23 protein-coding genes are annotated in these 21,270 nt (G+C 41.7%); 5 read left to right on the top strand and 18 right to left on the bottom strand.

Translation table 11 applies throughout. The annotated features are described in order from the left end of the window. Positions 1 to 26: 26 nt before the first annotated feature. The gene (locus FOC72_RS10785; protein WP_002894146.1) at positions 27 to 368 is read left to right on the top strand and encodes a metal-sulfur cluster assembly factor; all 342 of its coding nucleotides are present in this window, start codon (positions 27 to 29) and stop codon (positions 366 to 368) included. Positions 369 to 450: 82 nt separating this feature from the next. On the opposite strand, the gene ilvD is transcribed toward FOC72_RS10785, so the two are convergent. Beyond that, positions 451 to 2,154, bottom strand: a complete 1,704-nt coding sequence (gene ilvD / locus FOC72_RS10780; RefSeq protein ID WP_032913747.1) for a dihydroxy-acid dehydratase — start codon at positions 2,152 to 2,154, stop codon at positions 451 to 453. A gap of 288 nt (positions 2,155 to 2,442) precedes the next feature. On the opposite strand from ilvD, the gene rpmF reads away from it, so the two are divergent. Both rpmF and rpmG read left to right on the top strand, forming a co-directional pair. Beyond that, positions 2,443 to 2,625 carry a 50S ribosomal protein L32 gene (gene rpmF / locus FOC72_RS10775; RefSeq protein ID WP_002894148.1) on the top strand — a complete coding sequence of 61 codons (183 nt, stop codon included), beginning with the start codon at positions 2,443 to 2,445 and terminating at the stop codon, positions 2,623 to 2,625. A 15-nt stretch (positions 2,626 to 2,640) separates the two neighbouring features. Beyond that, the gene (gene rpmG / locus FOC72_RS10770) at positions 2,641 to 2,790 is read left to right on the top strand and encodes a 50S ribosomal protein L33 (protein WP_001265622.1); all 150 of its coding nucleotides are present in this window, start codon (positions 2,641 to 2,643) and stop codon (positions 2,788 to 2,790) included. A gap of 90 nt (positions 2,791 to 2,880) precedes the next feature. Here rpmG and FOC72_RS11590 read toward each other — a convergent pair whose 3' ends face one another. After that, complete coding sequence (locus FOC72_RS11590) at positions 2,881 to 3,054, bottom strand: hypothetical protein (protein WP_002894150.1); 174 nt, start codon at positions 3,052 to 3,054, stop codon at positions 2,881 to 2,883. A 28-nt stretch (positions 3,055 to 3,082) separates the two neighbouring features. Between FOC72_RS11590 and FOC72_RS10765 the strand changes: the two genes are divergently transcribed. Beyond that, entirely contained in the window at positions 3,083 to 3,697 is a 615-nt protein-coding gene (locus tag FOC72_RS10765; protein ID WP_002905604.1) for a CadD family cadmium resistance transporter, read from the top strand. Between the two features lie 11 nt (positions 3,698 to 3,708). Next, entirely contained in the window at positions 3,709 to 4,047 is a 339-nt protein-coding gene (gene cadX / locus FOC72_RS10760) for a Cd(II)/Zn(II)-sensing metalloregulatory transcriptional regulator CadX (protein WP_032913687.1), read from the top strand. A 311-nt stretch (positions 4,048 to 4,358) separates the two neighbouring features. On the opposite strand, the gene FOC72_RS10755 is transcribed toward cadX, so the two are convergent. The 16 genes from FOC72_RS10755 to FOC72_RS10680 all read right to left on the bottom strand — a co-directional run bounded on the left by FOC72_RS10755 (position 4,359) and on the right by FOC72_RS10680 (position 21,253). Then, on the bottom strand, positions 4,359 to 4,910 hold the full coding sequence (locus tag FOC72_RS10755) for an ATP-binding protein (RefSeq protein ID WP_002894152.1): 552 nt from the start codon (positions 4,908 to 4,910) through the stop codon (positions 4,359 to 4,361). A gap of 116 nt (positions 4,911 to 5,026) precedes the next feature. Beyond that, a complete protein-coding gene (locus FOC72_RS10750; protein WP_002894155.1) occupies positions 5,027 to 5,251 on the bottom strand; it encodes a helix-turn-helix transcriptional regulator in 225 nt (74 codons plus the stop codon). Between the two features lie 2 nt (positions 5,252 to 5,253). Next, complete coding sequence (locus tag FOC72_RS10745) at positions 5,254 to 5,850, bottom strand: hypothetical protein (RefSeq protein ID WP_002894158.1); 597 nt, start codon at positions 5,848 to 5,850, stop codon at positions 5,254 to 5,256. 197 nt (positions 5,851 to 6,047) lie between these two features. Then, positions 6,048 to 7,082: a SepM family pheromone-processing serine protease gene (locus tag FOC72_RS10740; protein ID WP_002894161.1), complete on the bottom strand. Its 1,035-nt coding sequence runs from the start codon at positions 7,080 to 7,082 to the stop codon at positions 6,048 to 6,050. Positions 7,083 to 7,133: 51 nt separating this feature from the next. Beyond that, entirely contained in the window at positions 7,134 to 8,024 is an 891-nt protein-coding gene (locus tag FOC72_RS10735) for a hypothetical protein (RefSeq protein ID WP_002894163.1), read from the bottom strand. A gap of 48 nt (positions 8,025 to 8,072) precedes the next feature. Continuing rightward, positions 8,073 to 8,957 carry a hypothetical protein gene (locus tag FOC72_RS10730; RefSeq protein WP_002894166.1) on the bottom strand — a complete coding sequence of 295 codons (885 nt, stop codon included), beginning with the start codon at positions 8,955 to 8,957 and terminating at the stop codon, positions 8,073 to 8,075. Positions 8,958 to 9,147: 190 nt separating this feature from the next. Next, a complete protein-coding gene (locus tag FOC72_RS10725; protein ID WP_002894168.1) occupies positions 9,148 to 9,747 on the bottom strand; it encodes a glucosaminidase domain-containing protein in 600 nt (199 codons plus the stop codon). A gap of 35 nt (positions 9,748 to 9,782) precedes the next feature. After that, positions 9,783 to 10,595 (bottom strand): prepilin peptidase, encoded by an 813-nt coding sequence (locus FOC72_RS10720; protein ID WP_002894169.1) that lies wholly within the window; start codon positions 10,593 to 10,595, stop codon positions 9,783 to 9,785. Next, on the bottom strand, positions 10,592 to 11,656 hold the full coding sequence (locus FOC72_RS10715; RefSeq protein WP_002894171.1) for a VanW family protein: 1,065 nt from the start codon (positions 11,654 to 11,656) through the stop codon (positions 10,592 to 10,594). Before FOC72_RS10715 ends, FOC72_RS10720 begins: the two co-directional genes overlap by 4 nt. Before the next feature lie 7 nt (positions 11,657 to 11,663). Further along, the gene (locus FOC72_RS10710; protein WP_002894173.1) at positions 11,664 to 12,752 is read right to left on the bottom strand and encodes a PRC-barrel domain-containing protein; all 1,089 of its coding nucleotides are present in this window, start codon (positions 12,750 to 12,752) and stop codon (positions 11,664 to 11,666) included. A 55-nt stretch (positions 12,753 to 12,807) separates the two neighbouring features. Continuing rightward, positions 12,808 to 14,508, bottom strand: coding sequence for an SSA_2305 family type IV pilus system protein (locus tag FOC72_RS10705; RefSeq protein WP_420794750.1), 1,701 nt, complete (start codon positions 14,506 to 14,508; stop codon positions 12,808 to 12,810). A 288-nt stretch (positions 14,509 to 14,796) separates the two neighbouring features. After that, positions 14,797 to 16,383 (bottom strand): hypothetical protein, encoded by a 1,587-nt coding sequence (locus FOC72_RS10700; protein WP_002894176.1) that lies wholly within the window; start codon positions 16,381 to 16,383, stop codon positions 14,797 to 14,799. Then, positions 16,367 to 16,948: a PilN domain-containing protein gene (locus FOC72_RS10695; RefSeq protein ID WP_002894178.1), complete on the bottom strand. Its 582-nt coding sequence runs from the start codon at positions 16,946 to 16,948 to the stop codon at positions 16,367 to 16,369. Before FOC72_RS10695 ends, FOC72_RS10700 begins: the two co-directional genes overlap by 17 nt. Then, entirely contained in the window at positions 16,948 to 18,360 is a 1,413-nt protein-coding gene (pilM, locus tag FOC72_RS10690) for a pilus assembly protein PilM (protein ID WP_002894179.1), read from the bottom strand. The genes FOC72_RS10695 and pilM overlap by 1 nt, the downstream gene beginning before the upstream one ends. A 40-nt stretch (positions 18,361 to 18,400) precedes the next feature. Further along, complete coding sequence (locus tag FOC72_RS10685; protein ID WP_002894181.1) at positions 18,401 to 19,864, bottom strand: type II secretion system protein; 1,464 nt, start codon at positions 19,862 to 19,864, stop codon at positions 18,401 to 18,403. Between the two features lie 12 nt (positions 19,865 to 19,876). After that, positions 19,877 to 21,253, bottom strand: a complete 1,377-nt coding sequence (locus FOC72_RS10680; protein WP_002894183.1) for a VWA domain-containing protein — start codon at positions 21,251 to 21,253, stop codon at positions 19,877 to 19,879. Positions 21,254 to 21,270: the final 17 nt, after the last annotated feature.

Genomic DNA, 21,270 nt, shown 5'->3' with positions numbered 1-21,270 from the left:
TTCAACTCAGATAGAAGGGGATAGCCATGAGAGACGATATCAAAATCAATGATCGAGCAGCTGCCATTCAGGATAAATTGGTGGAGAAGCTCGAGCGTATTTACGATCCGGATGTAGAGCTGGATGTCTATAACTTAGGGTTGATTTATGAAATCAACTTAGACGAAAATGGCCACTGCAAGGTTGTCATGACCTTTACCGATACAGCCTGTGATTGTGCTGAGAGTCTGCCCATCGCCATCATGGACTCTCTTAAAAAAATCGATGAGATTGAAAGTGCCTCTGTCAAGGTTACTTGGTCTCCTGCTTGGAAAATCACCCGTATCAGCCGTTTCGGCCGCATTGCCTTAGGGATCAGTCCTAGATAAGAAGACGACTAGTTCATCTACATTTAAAATAAAAATATCAAACCCGCTAGAAAAACTAGCGGGTTCTTTTATCATATATAAGCTATTTCTTGCCGGTTTCTTCTGGTTTCCAGAAGTCAGTAACAGCACCTTTAGCTGCAGAGGATACCATGTGAGCATATTTACCAAGTACCCCGCGACTATAAAGCGGTGGGATGGTCGTTTCTGCCTTGCGTTTCGCCAACTCTTCGTCAGAGACTGCCATGGAAATTTCCTTGGTATCTTGGTCAACCGTGACCATATCGCCTGTACGAAGATAGGCAATCGGGCCACCATCCTGAGCTTCCGGAGCAATGTGTCCGACAACCAGGCCGTAAGTACCACCTGAGAAGCGACCATCTGTTAGAAGAGCCACCTTGTCTCCTTGCCCCTTCCCTACGATAATAGACGAAAGTGACAGCATCTCTGGCATACCAGGGCCACCCTTTGGTCCAACGTAGCGAACTACAACCACATCGCCATCGACCACTTCATCGGCCAGTACCGCATCAATAGCGGCTTCTTCTGAGTCAAAGACCTTGGCCGGTCCGACGTGACGGCGTACTTTAACACCAGAAACCTTAGCAACAGCGCCGTCTGGAGCTAGATTACCATGCAAGATGATAAGCGGACCGTCTGCACGTTTTGGATTTTCAAGCGGCATAATGACCTTTTGACCTGGTGTCAGATCAGCAAATTCTGCCAGATTCTCTTCCACAGTCTTACCTGTACAAGTAATGCGGTCACCATGCAGGAAGCCGTTCGCCAAGAGATATTTCATCACAGCCGGCACTCCACCAACCTCATAAAGGTCTTGGAAGACATACTGACCGGACGGTTTCAAGTCAGCCAAATGTGGTACCTTCTCTTGAATGACATTGAAGTCATCAAGCGTCAGCTCAACATTGGCCGCATGCGCCATGGCCAGCAAGTGCAGAGTAGCATTGGTCGAGCCACCCAGAGCCATGGTAACTGTGATTGCATCTTCAAAGGCTTCACGTGTCAAAATATCAGATGGCTTCAGCCCCATTTTCAGCATTTTTACAACAGCACGACCAGCTGCTTCGATATCCTCTTGCTTGTCCTTGGACTCAGCAGGGTGAGAAGATGATCCTGGCAGACTCATGCCTAGAACTTCAATAGCCGTCGCCATAGTATTGGCCGTATACATACCGCCACAGCCACCAGGACCAGGGCAGGCATTACACTCAATGCGCCGCACTTCCTCAGCTGTCAAGTCACCATGGTTCCATTTCCCGATTCCTTCAAAGACAGAAACCAAGTCAATATCCTTGCCGTCCAGATTCCCCGGCGCAATCGTTCCGCCGTAGGCAAAGACAGCAGGAATATCCATATTAGCAATGGCAATCATGGAGCCAGGCATATTTTTATCACAGCCCCCGATAGCTACAAAGGCATCCACATTATGCCCACCCATTGCAGCCTCGATGGAGTCTGCGATGATGTCGCGTGAGGTTAGAGAGAATCGCATCCCGGGCGTTCCCATGGCAATCCCATCCGCAACCGTAATAGTTCCGTACTGAACTGGCCAAGCACCCTCTGCTTTGATGCCTTCCTTGGCTAGCTTGCCTAAATCATGCAAATGGATGTTACAAGGTGTATTTTCCGCCCAAGTGGAAATCACCCCAACAATAGGCGTTTCAAAATCTTTATCAGTCATCCCCGTCGCTCGAAGCATGGCACGGTTAGGAGATTTAACCATACTGTCATAAATCTTACTTCTGTGACGAATGTCCTTATCTGTCATATCTTTCCCTTTCATTACAGTAATCTTTGTGCTTTATTATACCACACTTAGGCTGTATTTTACAGAAGAAAATTTTTAAATTTTCAGAAGATTGGGAAAATATAGAGGCGGATTTGAAACTTTTTCCTATCAAGTAAAAAGAAGACAACTAGAAGATAAGGTTTTTCTCAAAAAGAAGAAAAAATCTGTCAAGTAACTTTACTTTACAAAAAAGTTTTGTTATACTGTTAAAGTTGATGAAAATCATCAAATTGAATCGAATTCATAAACTAAAAGGAGAAACAAACAATGGCAGTACCTGCACGTCGCACTTCCAAAGCGAAGAAAAACAAACGCCGCACTCACTACAAAGTGACAGCTCCAACTGTAACTTTTGACGAAACTACTGGTGACTACTCACGCTCTCACCGTGTATCCCTTAAAGGATACTACAAGGGCCGTAAGATCGCCAAAGCTGCTGCAGCAGAATAATAGAAGGGAGCTACCATGCGCGTAAATATTACACTTGAACACAAAGAATCTGGTGAACGCTTGTACCTTACTTCTAAAAACAAACGCAACACACCAGACCGTCTTCAATTGAAGAAATACTCACCAAAACTTCGCAAGCACGTTGTGTTTACAGAAGTGAAGTAAGCATTCAATACGAATCAATACAGAAGAAAAACGCTGATTTCAAGCGTTTTTTCTTTTTGCCAAATGCGATATATTGCACTGTATTTCAATTCAAACTCTACCTTTTTCTCTACCTTTTTTAGATAAATATATCATCTGGATATTGAAGTTAAGCCCTGCTATAATTTCTATGGCAGGGCTTTTTAATATTTGGTACACTACCTTCTTATCTATATTTTGATGGAGCTGAAGTTGACATCTACAAAGTTTAATGTTAAAATACATTCAAAAATATATTTGAATGAGGTGTTTTATGGTTCAAAATGTTGTTACTTCAATAATCCTGTATTCTGGGACAGCCGTAGACTTACTTATTATCCTAATGTTATTTTTTGCCAAAAGAAAAAGCAGAAAAGACATCATTAACATCTATTTAGGACAATTTCTAGGCTCTGTTAGTCTAATATTCCTAAGTTTGCTTTTTGCATTTGTCTTAAATTATATTCCTAGTAAAGAGATTTTAGGTTTACTCGGTTTGATTCCAATTTTCCTAGGCCTCAAAGTTTTGCTTTTAGGAGATTCTGATGGAGAAGCTATTGCAAAAGATGGTTTGCGAAAAGACAATAAAAACCTGATTTTTCTAGTCGCTATGATTACTTTTGCAAGTTGTGGCGCTGACAATATTGGTGTCTTTGTCCCATATTTTACCACCTTAAATTTAGCGAATTTGATAGTGACTTTACTTACTTTTCTAGTCATGATTTATCTCTTGGTTTTTTCTGCCCAAAAATTGGCACAAGTCCCTTCTATTGGAGAAACCTTGGAAAAATATAGCAGATGGTTTATTGCCGTTGTTTATTTAGGATTGGGGATATATATCCTGATTGAAAACAACAGTTTTAACATGCTATGGACTGTGTTAAGCTAGGAGAAAATATTATGAAAAAAGATAGTATCTGCCAAGTGAATGTTATAAATCAACAAAATGTTACAACCGCAACGAACTACCTTGAAAAGGAAAAAGTCCAAAAATCACTTCGCATTTTATCAAAGTTTACCGATAATAAACAGATAAATATCATCTTTTATCTCCTTGTTGTTGAAGAACTCTGTGTCTGCGATATAGCCTGTTTACTAAATCTCAGTATGGCATCTGCCTCCCACCATCTTCGTAAACTAGCCAATCAAAACATCTTGGATACTAGAAGAGAGGGGAAAATTATATATTATTTTATAAAAGATGAGGAAATCAGAGATTTTTTTAATCAACTAGGATAACAACTATTTTTACTACTTTTCCATGATTATATATAGGACTTATCTATGAAATTTTTTGATGAAAATTACTCACAAGAAAGACCTACTCGTAGCAAATGTTTAAGAAAAAAGTATAATTTAAAGCAAACCGACTTGGACTATAAAGAAATTATTTTCTAAGATATTACCAAGTTTGTTGATGATTTGTTTTACCACTGCTTCAGCTCTATTATATTTAGAGATTTAGAAACTGTAGATAGAAGTGAAATAATTGAGATAAAGAAAAGCCTTTGAAATCAGTATTTCAAAGGCTTTTTTTCTTTTATTCGTTCTTAAACAAAAAATCGATCTTCTGTTTTTATGAGATTCACAGTTTCTCTGATATCTAACTGATCCGTATAAAGGAAATGCTCCTGAGTAATATTTTTAGCTAGAAACTCTTTTCTAGATTTGATTGATAAGTCACCCGTTCTTTCTATTTCATTTCTGGATAGGTCCCTTTCTTTAAGCTTTTCTTCTTCTGCCAGCAATACACAGTATTTTAATCTTGTTTGTCTGGCCTTTAAAAAATCTGTAATTTTTTTGATTTGTTCCTCGAATATGACATAGTCTATGATGATAGTCATGCTTCTATTAAGTAAATTGCTGGTAAGACTAATGATATTGTCCCAGAATAAATCCATGTAGTAGCCATCGTCTTCCCAAGGTGCTACTAAGCCGCTTTTAACCATTAAATAAATCATGTCGCCTTCTATCACAGCACTCTTGTCAAAAGAATAGGCTAATTCTTTACTGACACTGCTTTTTCCAACACCTGGAGGACCCGAAATGATATAAACACAATTTTCCAACCTAATACCTCTATACTCTACATACTTGCTCATATTATAGCATTTTTTGGAAAAAGATAAAAACGATGATTCATATACAAATTGAATACTCTAAGCAGCAAACTGCCTAGAGTATTCTGGTTTATGTCACTAGCAGGTCTCGAAAAGAATTATGCCTCCTCTTTCTGTCTGAGTTCAAAGAGATCTTCCACTTTAAGGTTAAAAACTTGAGCAATTTTGAGAGCCATTTCCAGCGAAGGGTTGTAGCGGTTATTTTCCAAGTGCAGAATTGTCTCGCGCCTCATGCCGATGCGGTCGGCTAGCTCCTGCTGGGTCATGCCCATGGATTCGCGAACGGATTTGAGATTAGTAATAATCTTGCTTTCTTTGGCCATGGTTATCCTCTCCGTTCTAAGACAAGATAAACAACTGCAAAGATGCAAATCAAAGCAGCTATGCTAATAAAAATCTGACCCATGTAAAGAGTGAAAGAACCCATGTATCCAATGATAACTGCTAGGATCATCAGTGCGCCTAGTATAAAGACAAACATCAAGCTAGCTGCCTTAGCTAGATTCGCATAGAAGCGTTCGTCTGGAGTTTCCTTGACATTTTTCAAAGAGAAAAAACCAAATACAATCACTTCAATAACGAGGCCAACTCCCAAAATCCATTCTTTAATGCCAGATCTTTCGCTTGGGGTCGCAACCCAAATTCCTACTGTATAAAAAATGGTTGCTGCAAACAAAAGCATCGTGTACAGCTTAGCAGACAAGTCAAAAATAGTCTTTCCCTTACCTTTCTGACTCTTATGAGGCCATGGTTTCATGTGCAGCCAGCCCCAAATAGCTACAATCTGACCTATCCCTGACAGACCAACAATAACTAACTTGGATCCCCAACTAAGATTAGAACCAAATAAAACAGAAAAATCAATAAAGAGAGCTGCGGCAATCATCGCAATGAGGCCACCCGTTTTTTGACTTTTTTTCATGATAGACTCCTTTCCTGGTGTTAGAAATATTTAACACTTTTTATGTTATAAATATATCACACAGCGATTTGGAAATCAAGTATTTATGTGTTAAGGTGTCAATTATTTGAAAAAATTCTATAATAAAAACCCTCGCCAGATAAATAACCAGCAGGGGCTTGTGTTTCTATTGACTACTCATAGAGTAGCAAAGTCCCTTATTCCATCTCTCTGAGATAGTTCAAAGCTTCGTTGAAGGTTTTGACAGGGACGATTTTCATTTTACTCTTGATTTTGATAGAAGCACGAAGTGCCTCATGGTAATTAGAGCGCAGCTTGGGATTGTACTGGGCAATATCGGCGTCAATGGTGTCATCAGGAACAAAGAAAATCTCCGCGCCTGCCTTATCGGCAGCCATGACTTTCATCTCTATCCCGCCAATCCGGCCAACATTTCCCTTGTGGTCAATCGTTCCAGTACCAGCAATCGTTTTTCCTTTGGTAATGTCTTCAGACACGAGCTGGTTGTAAAGCTCCAGACTGAACATGAGTCCACCAGAGGGACCTGCTACACCGTTGCTCTTAAACTCTGTCAGAGGATTCATGGCAACACTGGCTTTAGAACCCAATTCGATTCCCAAACCAGGCTTACCAGTTGTCTCATCCACAATCACAGGACCGCTAGCCAAACCGATTACACCATTACGGCTGTACTCAATTGATACCACATCGCCGACTGTCCGCTGTTCCATCTGATCAACGATGTCGTATGGGCTAGTGTAAGTCTGATTGTCAATCTTTAAAATCACATCGCCTCGCTGTAACTCCTTTGACAGAGGCGTCTCGCTGCTGATACCACCTACGTAAATCTCTTTATGCCTAATCTCAACTGTACGACCAGCAGCCTGATAAGCCACCTGCAAGGCATTGAGATGGGAAGAGCCCATAGTGCTGTTCTCTCGCTCTTCCCGTCCCTTTTCCTTATCGAAATAGTTTTCAGGAACAGAGACATACTCTGTTTCCAGCCTGTAATTAGGCAGCAGAGTCAAAAAGAGACTGAAGACTCGGGCCTTGGAAACACCAACAGCCATGACATAGATTTTACCTTTTCCTTTATCAGTTCCTCCTTGAACTTGGACAAAGTCTTTGGCATTCAAAGCCGGCCTCACGGTCTCTAATTCATAAGGGAGAGGAATAAAGCCTATCCCAGTTAGCACCAAAGCTGTTATTAAGATTCTTGTTACTGATTTCATATCCTTCCTCTTGTTTCTATCAAGTATTATCTGGTCTTGCTACTTCCTAAATTAATCACCAAAATCCACCACTTCTGCATCATTTTCCATCAGAGTATCAGCAAAAACTGTCCGAACAACCAGAACAAATACACAGTAAAAGCTACTGAAAACTAGGACAGGAATCATCTGAATCAGGCCAAGTAAATCATCCAGTTCCCCCAGCAAGGGACCAATATACTGCCTTATCAGATCCATCAGGAGATGAGTACCCAGCCCAATCAGCCCACCAAAAGAAGCTAGAAAAAAGCTGAGCAGAACATAACGACCCCTGCGCTCCTTCATCAGCAGGACTGACTTTCTCAAACAACCATAAAAAGAAAGCGGCTTGGCCAGATTGTCTCTGGAGCTAGTATCCTGAATGATATAAGACAGCAAAAAGAAGTGCGAATCAACCAGATAAGTGAAGAGCAGGTAAAAGACCATGAACAAGAAAGGAAAGAGAAACTGGAAAATCACAATGGCCTCTGGACTTACTGCCCTCCGATAAAAGGCAAAGAGACTAGCCACCCCAAGATTGATGCCAATTGCCGACCAACCCATGTACAGAATCAGAACCTGGACTGCACTGACAATGAAGGAATAAAAGAGGCGAGTAAGCAAGCCATCTGAGATACTGTACCAAACCGCATAGCCAAAATAGAGCTTAACCATCTGCGGATTTCGTATCACTGTCAAGGCAAATTTATTGACATAAGCAAAACCGAAGGCAATTATAAATGCCAAACAAGTCAAGACTAAAATGGACCGGTAAGACCAACTCGAAACCAGCGGAAAAAGAAACCAGCCCAGCACTGCAAGCGGGATTCCGACCAGCAAAAGGCCTTTCAGCCAGACAAAATAATATTCTGTAACAAAAATCCAAGCTTCTCTGAAAACCCTTGTTACTTTTACATCATTCATCGTTCATTATCCTAAATCCTAAAACCCTTTCTAATTTTTTCATAAATATTAATCTCCAAAATTAACTATTTCCCGATCATAAGACATCAGGATGTCAGCCATAACCGAGCGGGCTGCCAAGGCATAAATCAGCAAAAAGCCATTTATCATACTAACAATCATTCCCACAATATTAGACACACCAGCACTAAAAAGTAAACTCAAAACTTCTATCAGACCCAATACTACAGGAATAAGCTTTAAGACAAGCTCTACCAGTAAGTAACGCCCCCTCTGACCATTCATACGAGAAAAGGACTTGCCCAAGCTGCCAAAGGCTGACAGAGGACGCAAGAGGTTATCAGAGGAGTTGGTATCTTGAATAATATAGGGCAACAAGAAGAAGTGAGAGACGATAAAATAACTGTAAAACAAATGGAATACCAAGTTAAACATTGGTGCTATTAAAAAAAGCAGGAAGAGCATGCTAGCTATCTTCTCTTGATTTTTTGCAACCCAAATCATCCAAGTTCCCATATTCTCTTGAAAATTTGCATCTGTCATCAAGAGATTATAGAAGTATACAATAAGAAGTAATATAGCCAAGAAAAACATGAAGACATAAATAGACATAGAAAGCAAACGTCCAAAAAAGCCATCAGAAATACTGTAGCCAACAGCCCTCCAGAAGTTTCTTCGCACCATCTGCGGATTACGAACCATGGTCAAGGAAAACTTATGGATATAAGCAATCACAAAAGAACATAGAAATCCCAGCAGAATTATACTTGGAAGAAATGTAGAAGTCAATGGAGAAAAAAATAGAATTAACAGCCCCAGAATAAAAAACGGCAGTTGAATGATAGCAAGCCCTGCTGTCCATACAAAAAAGTAATCAACAGTCAGTCCCCAGGCTTCCTTTAAAACATCGCTTACATCAAACTTTCTTTTCATAAATCCCCTAATTAAGTCATTTTTTCGCCATAAAAGACGATGTCGCAGAAGCAAGTTTTTATTTTTTAGTCCTGAGAGGATGATTAGGAATTTTTAGAGCCCAGAGAGCAAGAAAAACCCCGTCAGTCGCCTCACCAAAAGAAATTCTTTCTATAATAAAGCAAGCTGAGACATGATTGTCCCAGCCACCTTAACCTTTTTTCAAAAAATTTCGAATACGAATCATAATCTTGCTTGACCAAGTTTTGTCAGATGCGTATCTTACATTGATAGCAGCCATGCTCTTACCATTGTAGAACTGACCGCCAGGCTTGAGATAGTGCTCGCTAAGATAGCGGGCAACGGTATCTATACCATCGTCAAATGTTGCGAAATTTCCTGCACTGGAAAAAGGACTGGAGTCATAAGCCATGAAACCAAACAGGTTGTGCTTGGCCTGAGCAATCTGACTGCGGCCGTAATCCGATTCGTGAATAGCCAGCCCTACGAGAAAAATTGCATTAACTCCATGATCTTTCTCTGCTTTTTTGAAAGCTTTTCCCAATCCAGCCATCGGCGTGCCAGCCAAACGACTATCAATGAAATCGGCTGACACTGTGCTTGGCACTGTTACATCTTCTGAAAAGACGACTGCTCCTGTTTTCTTGGCCTGAAACTGATCTGACACCTGCACTAAAGATGGATCCAGACTGGCCTTTTCATTTGCCGCTAGGCGGCTGACAGGCAGCACACTGCCTGAAAGGACAGTAGCTGTCGCTAATGCTATGATAACTTTTTTCTTCCTAAACATTTTTTCTATCCATTTCTATTGTCGCTTTTGGTTTCCTAGATTCCTCCCCAGAAATATAGGATGACCGCCATGATGCTCATAGCAGGACCAAAAGGGACTTCTTCTTTCAACTTAAATTTGAATTTCTTAAAGATGGTTGCGATTAAGAGAATCGCTCCAGCCACAAAGAAAGAACCATATCCCAAAATCAGCGTATTCAAGGGGCTAAACCAACTGCTCAGGGCAGCTAAGTAGAGAATATCTCCCATCCCGAAGGCCTCTTTCTTGTAATAAGCCTTGGCCCCAAAATAAATGAGAGAGTAGAGACCAGCGCCGACTAGCAGCGAAAGGAGCAGTTCCCAATTAAACTCACTGGTAAAAAACGTAACAGCCATGCGGCCCAGCCAGAAAACCAGCAGAACCGAGTCCGAGATGTACTGAGTATCAAAATCAATATAACCGATAATGAGACAAAGCGACACCAAAAGACAGGCTGAAACAACCATCCATGGCCCCTGATCTTGAAAGATCAGATAAGAGGCCAGCCAGAGCAGACCCGTCAGGAGCTCCACAATGAGATAGCGCGGTGAAATCGGCTCCTTGCAGTGCTTACATTTAAAGCCCTGCATGATAATCGACACAACCGGAATCAGCTCCACCGAAGTCAAGACATGGCCGCAGGACGGACACATAGACCGACCTTTGGCAATGCTCTTTTCCAGTGGCACACGGTAGATGACGACATTGAAAAAGCTCCCAAATACGACACCTAATATAAATACTAAACTTGCAATCATAATTTTTCCCTTTTTATACTCTTTGAAAATCTCAGGTGACAATGTCAAACTTCGACTTCCCTTGAGTATCACTTAGATGCCAGAATGATGGATACTTGCCCCTCCTCCAAACTTAATGAAAATACCATATCTGTTTCTGTATTGTTTTGAATGGTCAATTCGGTCAAACCTTCAGCAGGCGTTCCGATGTTGAAATACTGTCCTCGATAGGAAATAACATTGGTCCGTGAAAAGGCGAGCTGCTGAATGGCATCTACAATCTGCTCAGCACCCTGACCGTAAACTTCTTTATTATCCTTGCCCTTGACTGGCAGATAGCCAGACTCCGCATTCAAAGCTCCCAGCAACTCTGAGATAGACTTGGTCTCACCAGGAGCCAAGTAAATATTCTGCAACTTGTAAAAGGCTGTCTTCATGTTTTGAGCTTGGGCAGCGTTGGTCGGCAGTGGTACTTCCTTACGCTCTATAAAGTGCGTATATTGGCTCAGAAGCTCACTTTGATCTTCTGCTTCAACAGGCGTACTCTCAACCTTGACATCATCAAATTTACCAGTCTTGGCAATCTCCTCAGATGCTTGGATAAAAGCAGCAGGGTCAATCTTATAGCCGTTAGACTTGTCTCCCACCTTTACGTTAGACTCGCCGTCCATGACCAGATGATTGGTCGTTGGAAGCTGACTGAGAACATCAGGATGGGCAGCCAAGACATCGTTTAAAGGTCTAAGCCAAAAAAGACGGTTAGGATAGATGGAAATCTGTAGATTTTCCTTGGTATCAAAAAACGGTGTAAACTTATCCCAGACTGTCTTGGCTGAGATATTATCCAGCCGCTTGAGCTCTTCTTCTGTGAAATAGCTCAGTCCTAAAAAGCGCATATCTACAGAGAAGTGTTGCCCCGTAGATAGCTGAAAAGTCGCCTTATAGGGCAGTTCTCTGTAAACTTCAATCTCAGCTTCGCTCCGAGAGCGAACCTTCATAGAGGGGCGGCCATTGATACTCAGGTCAATCGTTGGATTAAAGACAAAAATGACATAAAATAAACTACCCAGCAGAAAGGCAGCAAGTGTCGCTGCTGGAAGTAGTTTTTGATATTTTGATGAAACCTTTCTTTTTCTTCTTGACATGAATCTCATCCCAACCTTATACTACGCATTCAGCTAAGCGGATAAGGAATTTACGGTCGATACGGCGAAGAAAATCAATGATGTCATCTGAAACAGTATCTCCGGCATTCAGGATAACTCCTCCATCTGCATTAACAAGATCTTTTTGCAGTGTTTTGCCTACCAGAAGACGTTTTTGCCGATCGATAAAGTCGTTAACAGCTTTCTTTGCTCCTGACTCTTCTTCAGCAACTGGCGCTGTGCTGATAGTTGTTTCTACTTCCTCAGCAGGGGCTGCCAATACTTCTTCCAAAGCAGCATCCAGACTCAGCGCTGCATCTGTTTCTTCAACTTCTTCTTCAGCTGGAGCTGTTGTTTCTTGTACCAAGTCTTGAACTTCTGGTTCTTCTGCTGTCTCTACGACTGCTTCAGAAAACTCCAACTCAGGAGAAGCAGCTCCCAGACCTACAGCAGCCAAGGCCTCTGTCAAATCTGTCGCAACTTCTTCTTTTACATCTACTTTTTCATCTACAACTGGCTCGAATACAGGTGCTTCAGCAACTACTTCCTCAATTTTTTCGGCAGGTTTTGCAGCTTCAGTCTCATGGAGCAAATCTGCTGCAGCCAGACGGCCCATCTCTACATCTGCTTCAAGATGAGGAGCTGCCTTTTTTTCATCATTAAGGATGATATACTCTTTACCAATCATCAAGATGCGTGATTTAGGAATCTGAATTTCCTCGCTGGCATCTTCAGAATTAACCACCAAGTAGCCAATTTCATTCTTTTCATCAATGTGATAGTCAACAACAGTTCCCACCTTGTTTCCATCAATTGTGATAACAATTTCGTCAAAGACACTACCCTGCTTGTCGTTTAAGACCTTGAGATCTGCCTCTTCCAGCTCTTGAAAGACTGAGCTGTTCTCTACCATGACCGCAAAGTCACCGATACCTTGGATGTTCTTGCTAGACAGCAAGGCAAAAGGTTGTTCAGACTGCTTTGACTTAATGACAAAAGTCAGATTGACCCCTTCGTCAACAAAGACTTCATGGACTTCACCCAGTCCCATCCCTTTTTCAATCTCAATGACAACGGTCCCTGTGATTGTTTTACAACTTTTCATAATTTCCCCTAAAACCCTTCTAATTGATTACAATCAATTGTATGTTTATATAGTATTAATTTTTCACGATTTTGTCCAGCATGTTGAATGCTTCTTGACGAAGATTTTGATCTGAACTGCCTTGGACAATTTCTTTCAGATAGTTCTCAGCTTCTTGAACTGCATTAGAAGCCAATAATTCCTGACTTTCCAGTAGAAGGAATTGGAAATAGACTTCTTTATCTCCCGTAGTTGCTGCTTGTCTTGCTTCTGCCGCTTCCTCAGCTTTGAGGATGTCAGTGATTTTCTGAAGCAAATCTTCTTCTGTTTCATCTACAGCCGGAACGACTGGAGCTGCTTTGATTTGTGCTTCCTCAGCTTTGAGGATATCAGCAATTCCCTTGAGCAAATCTTCTTCTGTCTCATCTGCAATTGCTTCTTGAACAGGCTCAGCCTGTGTCCAAAGAGCGTCTTCAGAAACTGATTGAACAACTGCTGGTTCAGCTGCTTTTTCAAATTCAAACGTTTCTGCTGCAGGTGCGAAGTTACTTTCTTCCTCCCAAGTCTCTGCCACTTCAGCAGTTAAATCTTCCTCTTCAGCCCCAAGCAAATCATGCTGAATCTGGCTGAGAATATCTTGATAGCCCTGAATATCAGCACGATCACGGCTAACCATAGACTCTTCAGTAGCAGAAAATTCTGGCTCTGCAGCTGCTTGACTGAAGGCGGAATCCATTTTAGCTTGTGGCTCAGTGTCTGAGTCAGCAAAGAAGAGAGATTCTAAGCTGTTTGCTGCTCTCGACTCTTCTGCTCTAACTGGCTTGATATCTCCCGTAGCAGCAAAAACATCTTCCAGGCTGTTGCCTACTTCTTCTGCCACTGGCTGCTGAGCTTGTTCTTGCTCAGTGAAGAATTCTTCCTCATCTTGAGAAACAACACCTGTCACCTCAACCGCCTGCGGTCTGAAGTTGCCATAGCTAGACTCCGTATAGGACATCGGTCTAATCTTAGACAGAACAGCTGTCTCAAAGGCTGGATCATCTATATCTGTATAGCCTTGATTGCCGGCTGCATTTGCTTCCGTAGGCTGAATCAGAGAGTTGGCCACCTTAATCTTAGTAGAGCCCTTGCGATGATGAAGCAGAGACTGCAAAAATTCATCATTGGCCTTTTGTGAGCTGTGGTCCATACCGACCTCAGCTGCCGCTAGCTGACTGTTTGGCTCGTACTCTCCAAAGGCAGGAGCTGTAGCCAAGTTATCAACAGGGTAGAGAGGTTTTACTTTCTCAAATCTTGTCATATCCTTTTTGATAGAACGGTCTGCTAGGGTGCGACCAGAAGCAGATACTCTCTGCCTTGCCGGACTTTCCTCAGCCTGAACCCTTTCTTTACTTTCCTTTCTCATCCTACCGGTTGAAGCATTGGAAAAGTTCAAATCTCTAGCAGATGACAAGCCTGCGCTCGTCGCTTCCACTTTTTTGCGTGAGCTCTTGGCATGCTTCTGGCTTCTGCTTCGCGCAGAAGCAGTTGCTCTCTTCTTGACTGGAGCTAGCTCCTGTGAAAAGAGCAGCACCATATAGACAGCCAAGGCCAAGGCACAGAGCCCAACAAAGGCTATGCCGGGAACTTGTTGAAAGAGGAATGGAGCACCAATCGCAAATAGCATGACCCATACTACGAGAAAAAGGCGCTTTATTAATGAAATCCTAGAAACAAATAAAATGCTAATCGTATGCAGCGCTATTAGCCCTGCTCCAAAAGGTAAAAAATATGCCATTTGAATATTTTCGACACCCCCCACTTTCTAAATGATATTAAACTTTTTCAATGCAAAACCAGTCTTGATTTTGTTTTTCCATAAACTCCATTAAAACCCAGAATAGACTCGGGCGTCTATTCTGAGTTTGCTTGTATTATACTTCAAATATCTCTATGTTTTAGTTTACTATAAATGCACCGTGAATACTAGTCTAATAACTTGGTTTTTGGCATTTTTTTAAGAAAAATTTACACATGCTCTTGAAATTTTAAAGCATAGACTTATTTGGTATTTTTTCAAAGTATTTTAGCTAACTACCAAGTTGTTCACAGATAGGTTATCCAGCTTCATAGTCGTTTCAGGACTTTCTCCGCTTGGAGTTTCGAAGTAGTAACCTACAATAGTCATTGGATAGCTGAATCCTGGAATATTTTCAGGATCGAAGCTAACTTCTCGCCAGCCAGTCCAGCTGTTGGGACGAATGACGTGAAGATAAATCTTCTGCCCACTGGCATTCTTGACAATCAATCCAATCTTGCCCTGCCATTGATTAGACAGAGATAGAGAGAAGCTGATAGCATCAGGCTTATTGTTCAAGGATACATACGGTGCTGCAAATTCCATTTCATACATAGTAGAAGACTTGGTTGCTGGAATCTTAACCACATTGGAACCTGAACCCTCAAGAAAGTCCGTATTGTCAACTGTCACATCATATTGATTGCTGCCGCCTGACTGAATCAGCTTCAGTGGTGATTCAAAGCGGTAGATAGTTGATGAATTGTAATAAGCTGACAGACCATCGTTCCGACTAGACTGAGTGCTAAGCTGCTCCAGATAAGACGGAGCTAGATTGGTACTGCTGTTAGCATTCGCGCTGCTAGTTGTATTGGTTGTTGCGGCCCCCAAACTGCCCTTATTGCCAGTTGCATCTGTGCCGCCACCAGCTGTTGTTACAGATATAGAGCCTGCCTGCCAAGTCGGAATCGCAAATGGAGACTCCCAGTTAGCAAACTGAATAGGCGTCTTATCGACATTACTCTCCAGAGTCACATAGCGCTCGACGTCTTTAACTTGATAGAAACGCAGCTTGATTTTACCACTGGTTAGATCAGGGTTTTTGTTTTCCTCTGTGCTAGATAGGCTTTTCTTTCCGCCCAATTCCAGTTCGCTGGAAACGATTTTTTGTTGATTGCCATCAATCAATTCCAATAATTTCAGAACCTGTGTATAAGTTCCTTCGAACTCAATGTCCGCTGTCATCTGAGTGATGTTGGTATTATTGGTCGTTCCGTTCCCTGGTGTCGCTGTATTAGCTGCAGTTGTTGTTGCAGTATTCGCATCAGATGAAGAACTGCTGCTAGATGAAGACGAGGACGATGTACCAGAAGAGCTAGAGGTCGTACTGGATGAAGAAGACGTCTCACTCGAGCTTGAACTGCTAGTCGTACCAGAAGAGTTGGAGTTTTGACCCTTAGACGAAGTCGCAGCCAATCCCTCCTGCTGGAGTTCCAACTCTGTGCTCTCAGTGTAGTTGACAGACTTGAATTTAATACCGCTTTCGTTGACTAGCTTGTCAATCAAGAAGATGAATTCCCCTTGATTGGTCGTACCATAGTATTTCTTAGCCTGATCCAGAGTCTTAGCATTCAGAGTTTGGAGCTGTTTGGTAAGAGACTTTCTCTGGCTAATCTTGGCATTCTTGCCTTCCAACTCTGTCGAGATAGTTGCATGCTCTTCAGCTAACTGCGCCATCCGTGTATAAGAATTTGTTACCAGATACCCACCACCAGCAAGTACCGCTACTCCTCCAACACAGGCCAACAATTTCTTGTCACGCTCATTTAAATTACTCAGGATTTTTTTCTTTTCTTTCTCATTTTTGCTCTTCATTGAAATCTACATCCTTCGTCAAAATTTTAATGTTAAACTTGTACACTGTATTGTTATCCTTTTCCTCGCGAGTAATGTTGTCCACAAAAATATGGTTAAACTTCTCAGACTTACGAAGCTCTTCCTCAAACTTAGCGATAGAAAGATGCTCTTGAGATGAACCATTGATTTCTACATTGTCGTTATTAATCTTGATATCGTCAAAAACCAGGTTCCGTGTCACGTTTTTATTAAGGAAGTCCATAAAGGCTTTGTTTACTCGATGCAGGCGGCGGAAATCACCTTCCAGGCTGGTAAAGAGAAGTTCGTCATTCTTGACCGTAACAATCTTATCTTCAGTCTCAGAGACTGCCTTCAGCTCTTGAGCCATCTCTGGACTCTTAAGCGTCTGCTCCGCTCGGTCAATCTCGCCCTGGAGGTGCATAGCGCTAAACTGGAAGAAGCCAATCAGCACAATCATAATCGCTGCAATCCCAGCAAAAGCGGAAATAGCAGCAAGTTTCAGTGGACTAGCCTTAGCCGGTGCCACATGATATTTTGAAAAGTAGTTTAAATCTCTCCGCATTAGTTCGCTCTCCTAATCAACATGGCTGTAGCTGGAATGAACTCCGCATTAAACTCGGCAGAACCTTCCCACAGTACATTCTCATAATCTACGTTATCAATTGAGATGAATTCCCGATTCATGCTCTGCTTCAGAATAGCTGCCAACTGCCAGCAAATGTCCTGGTCACCAAAGACGTAGAAGCTGTCAATGTTGAGACCAGTTGACCCGCTAAAGAAGTTTTCAGTATTGAGAATGTGGTTCTTCGCATCAGCCACCCACTCATCCAAGGCCCTCTTCAAGAGACCTGTATCCAGATCATCTGAAGCCACTGCTGGAAGCTTCTGCAATAGGCTAGCGTCGTCTGCATAGTTTAGGATGTCCTTGTAGCCACGGTTGAGATAGTTACTGGTCACAAACTTGCCTTCTGAGTAGAGATAAACACCAATGAAGCTCTTGCTCAGATGTACCATGCCGACATTTTCCTTGGTCAGCTTCTTGGCGCGATTGTTAACCGCCTGAACGCGTTCCAGCCATTTTTCAAAGGTATTAGATTGAAGGTCAAAGACATAAGGTGTCAGCTTCAAATTCTCAGCCAAGCCCAGATATTGCTCTACCACGCCTTTTGGCACAGCATAGACCATGAGTGAGCGAGTATCTTCATCAAGCGGAAAAGCTGAATTAGACTCCTGCTCTTGAAATTGAATAACATAAGAAGTCGGATCAATATCCAGGTATTGCTGGAGCTCGTAAGATACCAAGCCCTCAATATCCTCATCATTCTGCACACTAGCTGCCACATCAACCGAACGGGCGATGATATTGGTATTGCCCAGAGCAAAGAAAGCATACTTAGCAGTGATAGCATGCTGCTCCATCAGGTCGCTGATAATGTTTTTGAGAGTAATCGGGTCGATAATCTCACTATTCAGTACAACACCTTCTGGCAGATTGGCAGACGCCATTTTGATAATCTCCAGCTCATTGCGCTTCTGTCTAGCAACAACCAGATAGACTGATTCGTCAGTGAAGTCAATGGCCATCAGATTGCCCTTGATTGGTTTACCAAACATAGTGTAAGGTGCATGCATTCTAGTAACCGGTTGGCTCACTGCACCACTGCCTTTCTTAGCAAAGAGCGAACGATTACCAGACTTAGCAGGAATCTCATCACTGCCACTATTCTTAGAAAAGAGCGGCTTGTTGAGCTTGGTTAAGAAGCTCCCTTTTGCTGTTGACTTTTCCTCATCGTCAAAGTCTTCTTGACGATCTGACTTGATTTGAACTCCTTGAATAGATAAGTGTTCTTTATGTTTCCCTTTTGATGAGAAGAGCGGTTTATTTAATTTTCCTAAAAATGAACCTTTTTTCTCATTATCTTCTTCGTCCAGAGCTCTTCTGCGCCCCTTGGACGAAAACATATTTTTTGCCATAATCTCCTAATCTCCCTTATTTTTCCTAAAAACTATTTCCCTATTGGCTCGCCTTATACTTATCGCGGAAGTATTCAGCAAGTTTTTGTATATTGCTGTTATTCAAACTTTCAGTATAAACTGCAAACTCATTAATGTAAGTATTGCCACCAAAGATAATCTGACCACTACTAATATTATGGGTTACCCCGCCTCTGTTTAGTGCAACTGTTTTATTATAGACTGATTGTCCATTGATAAAAATTTCAACACCTAAAGCGCCATTCTTCGCAGCACTGCGCACTTGTATAGAATTATCATTACTGTAGTCTAATTTAACATTTTGTATATATTCCTGACCACCGTTATTAGCTGTAGTTGTATCTACTGTTTTAATAGCAATTCTACCATCGTTTTCCAGATTAATCCCCCAAGTCAGAGTATTATCCAACTTATAAGTTAGAAGCGGTCCAGTCTGCTGACGATTCCCAATCAATACAGAAGTCGTATAGCCATTATTAAAATTATGATTACTAAACTGCATCGTACGACCGTCAAGTGCAATTAACTGCCGAGCTTGGTTAATTGCAGGCTCTTTGTAATTCAGAACAGGGATAGTCGCACCATAAGCAACATCATTAAAATAATCTCTTACTTCTGTATTTGTGTGCGGTTGGTTATCAGTTGGTATAATCGCAGTAGAGTTTCTATTCTTTAGCAGAGCCAAGTCAGCATCCGTATGAAGCCGTACATTCTGTGTAACCGGCAGCCCCATAATCCAGATGCGATCAGCTTCCTGATAATTTCCTACCCGTCCATAAGAGTTAATAGCTCGGGCAGCAAAAGTCAGGTATTTCCCCCTCATATCATCTGTAATATAAATACCAGTCTCTAATTTTGATAACGGTTGGAAGTCGGTCGGCATCTCTGGAAGAACCAGCTGAGATACAGTGCCATCACCAGTTTTTCCTATCGTCCCTACAGGAACAATACCAGATGAACTTGTACCTATGCTGCGATCACTGAGGAACCAGCCAGATTCTGTATAGATTCGAGCTTTACTTTTTTTCTGAATATCAGCTGTATCTACCTTGCCTCCAGGAGTAGTTATCCCCTTACCAGCATAATAATATCTTTTCCCACCAGGTATGCTAACTTTCATATCAGGAATCCCTAACGGAGTCTCGATTGCATTCGCTGCAAAAAGATGAATTTTTTTGATTTTATCATTATAAGACAGATTTGTACCTTTTACATCGATACTCTGCTTGGTTCCATTACCGATTTGGTAGGTAAAGGTTTCAATATCTGTTCCTGTACCTTCGTGTTTCTTGCTTTCTGCCAGTTGTTTCTCGAAAGACTCCTGAATATCAAAGTTGATAGCATTCTGACTTCGCTGACGAAGAATATTATTAAAACTCCCAGAAAAGAAGGTCAAGAACCCTGCCGCAATAACTCCAATCAGAATCAGAGAAACCAAGACTTCGACCAGTGTAATCCCTCTGTGTCTCTTTAATCTTTTCATCTCTGCTCCCTTCTACGGCCCTGATACAAACCACAAATCTTGCTGAATCTGCTTTTTAATATCAGAAAAGGTCTTTTGCAAGGCTTCTTTATTCGTAGCTGACACATATTTAGTCTCCATACCACCTTCTCCGATTTTATCTGTCAAATTTTGACCATAAGCGATTTCATGTTCCAAACCTGAAAAACCAATGACATTAACCCGTTTAACACCAACACCATAGGCTTTAGAAACTGCACCAGCATAGTCTATTGATGCATCTCGAATATCAGGGATTTTCGAGGTATAATCATATCCTAAACGACCATAATTAAAACTAGCTGGAACATTTGACGAAAGTTCAAATAAAACATTATTAAAATGCTGAATTCCTTCTCTCTTCATTTCAAGGCCTCCAGCCTGTCCTTGTTGGTTAACCAAATAAGCATTTGGCACTCCATCGGTCAACAGCACCACATATTTAAGCTGAGCATGTTGTTTCTGTAAGCTGACCATCCCATAGCGAAGCCCATCTCCAGGATTGGTCACCCCACCGTCTGACTTCAAGTTTTTAATACTTTCTTTTATCGTACCAGCCTCTCTATCTAATTGAGAGAAGGCTGCTTGTTTATAACTTCCAGTAGTTGAAAAAGTTGTTAAATTAACACTCACATTCCCAACGCTTTGAAGCTCATTTATCATTATCTCAGCTTTATCACGTAAAATATCCATTCTGCTAGGGTTGTTCGAAGTAGGATTTGCTCCATTTAACGCACCCTTCATAGAACCAGAAATATCAAAAACAAAAGAAACGGCAATATTCATCTGACCTTGAATAGGGTCAGTTCGATAAGCAATAGCAATCCCTTTCTTGCCTTTAGCAACTTTAGAGAAGACCTGCTTAGTATTGAGAGCTGATATAGCTGTATCAATACCTAACTTGCTATTGGTATCTGGATATTTCCCTGTCAGATTATAGCTAATCAAGCGGTTGTCCTGATAAGCACCTTCTGTCTTAAACTCCAAGTCCAACTTCATATTATAGAGAGATTTGGTTCCCAGCTCGCTGACATCCCAATCCTGTTTTTCCTTATTCCAGACATAGTTCAGAACCTTCTTGCCATCAGCAGATAGGCCGATATAGCTCCATTCTCTGGTTAGTCCTTGCTTGGAACCTTTGAACTTGGAATCATCCAAGATAAAGATTGAGGTTGCCTTACCAACGGTCCTATCCACGTACTGCATGGAGGTTCGCATTTCCGCTTGGATACTCGCTTCACGCTCGATCAATTCTCGGCTGGAAAACATGGTGTTAAATATAACACCAATGATGAGTGCTATCATGCTCATCAACATGATAGCCATAATCATCTCGACTAGGGTAAAACCTTTTTGTATTTGTTTCATCATTCCTACCTAATTTATTT

It is taken from the genome of Streptococcus sanguinis, from assembly GCF_013343115.1.
In the GTDB taxonomy this organism is placed as follows: Bacteria; Bacillota; Bacilli; order Lactobacillales; family Streptococcaceae; genus Streptococcus; species Streptococcus sanguinis_H.
Note: the sequence above shows the minus strand (reverse complement) of the source record. Positions and strands in the feature narration are given on the sequence as shown.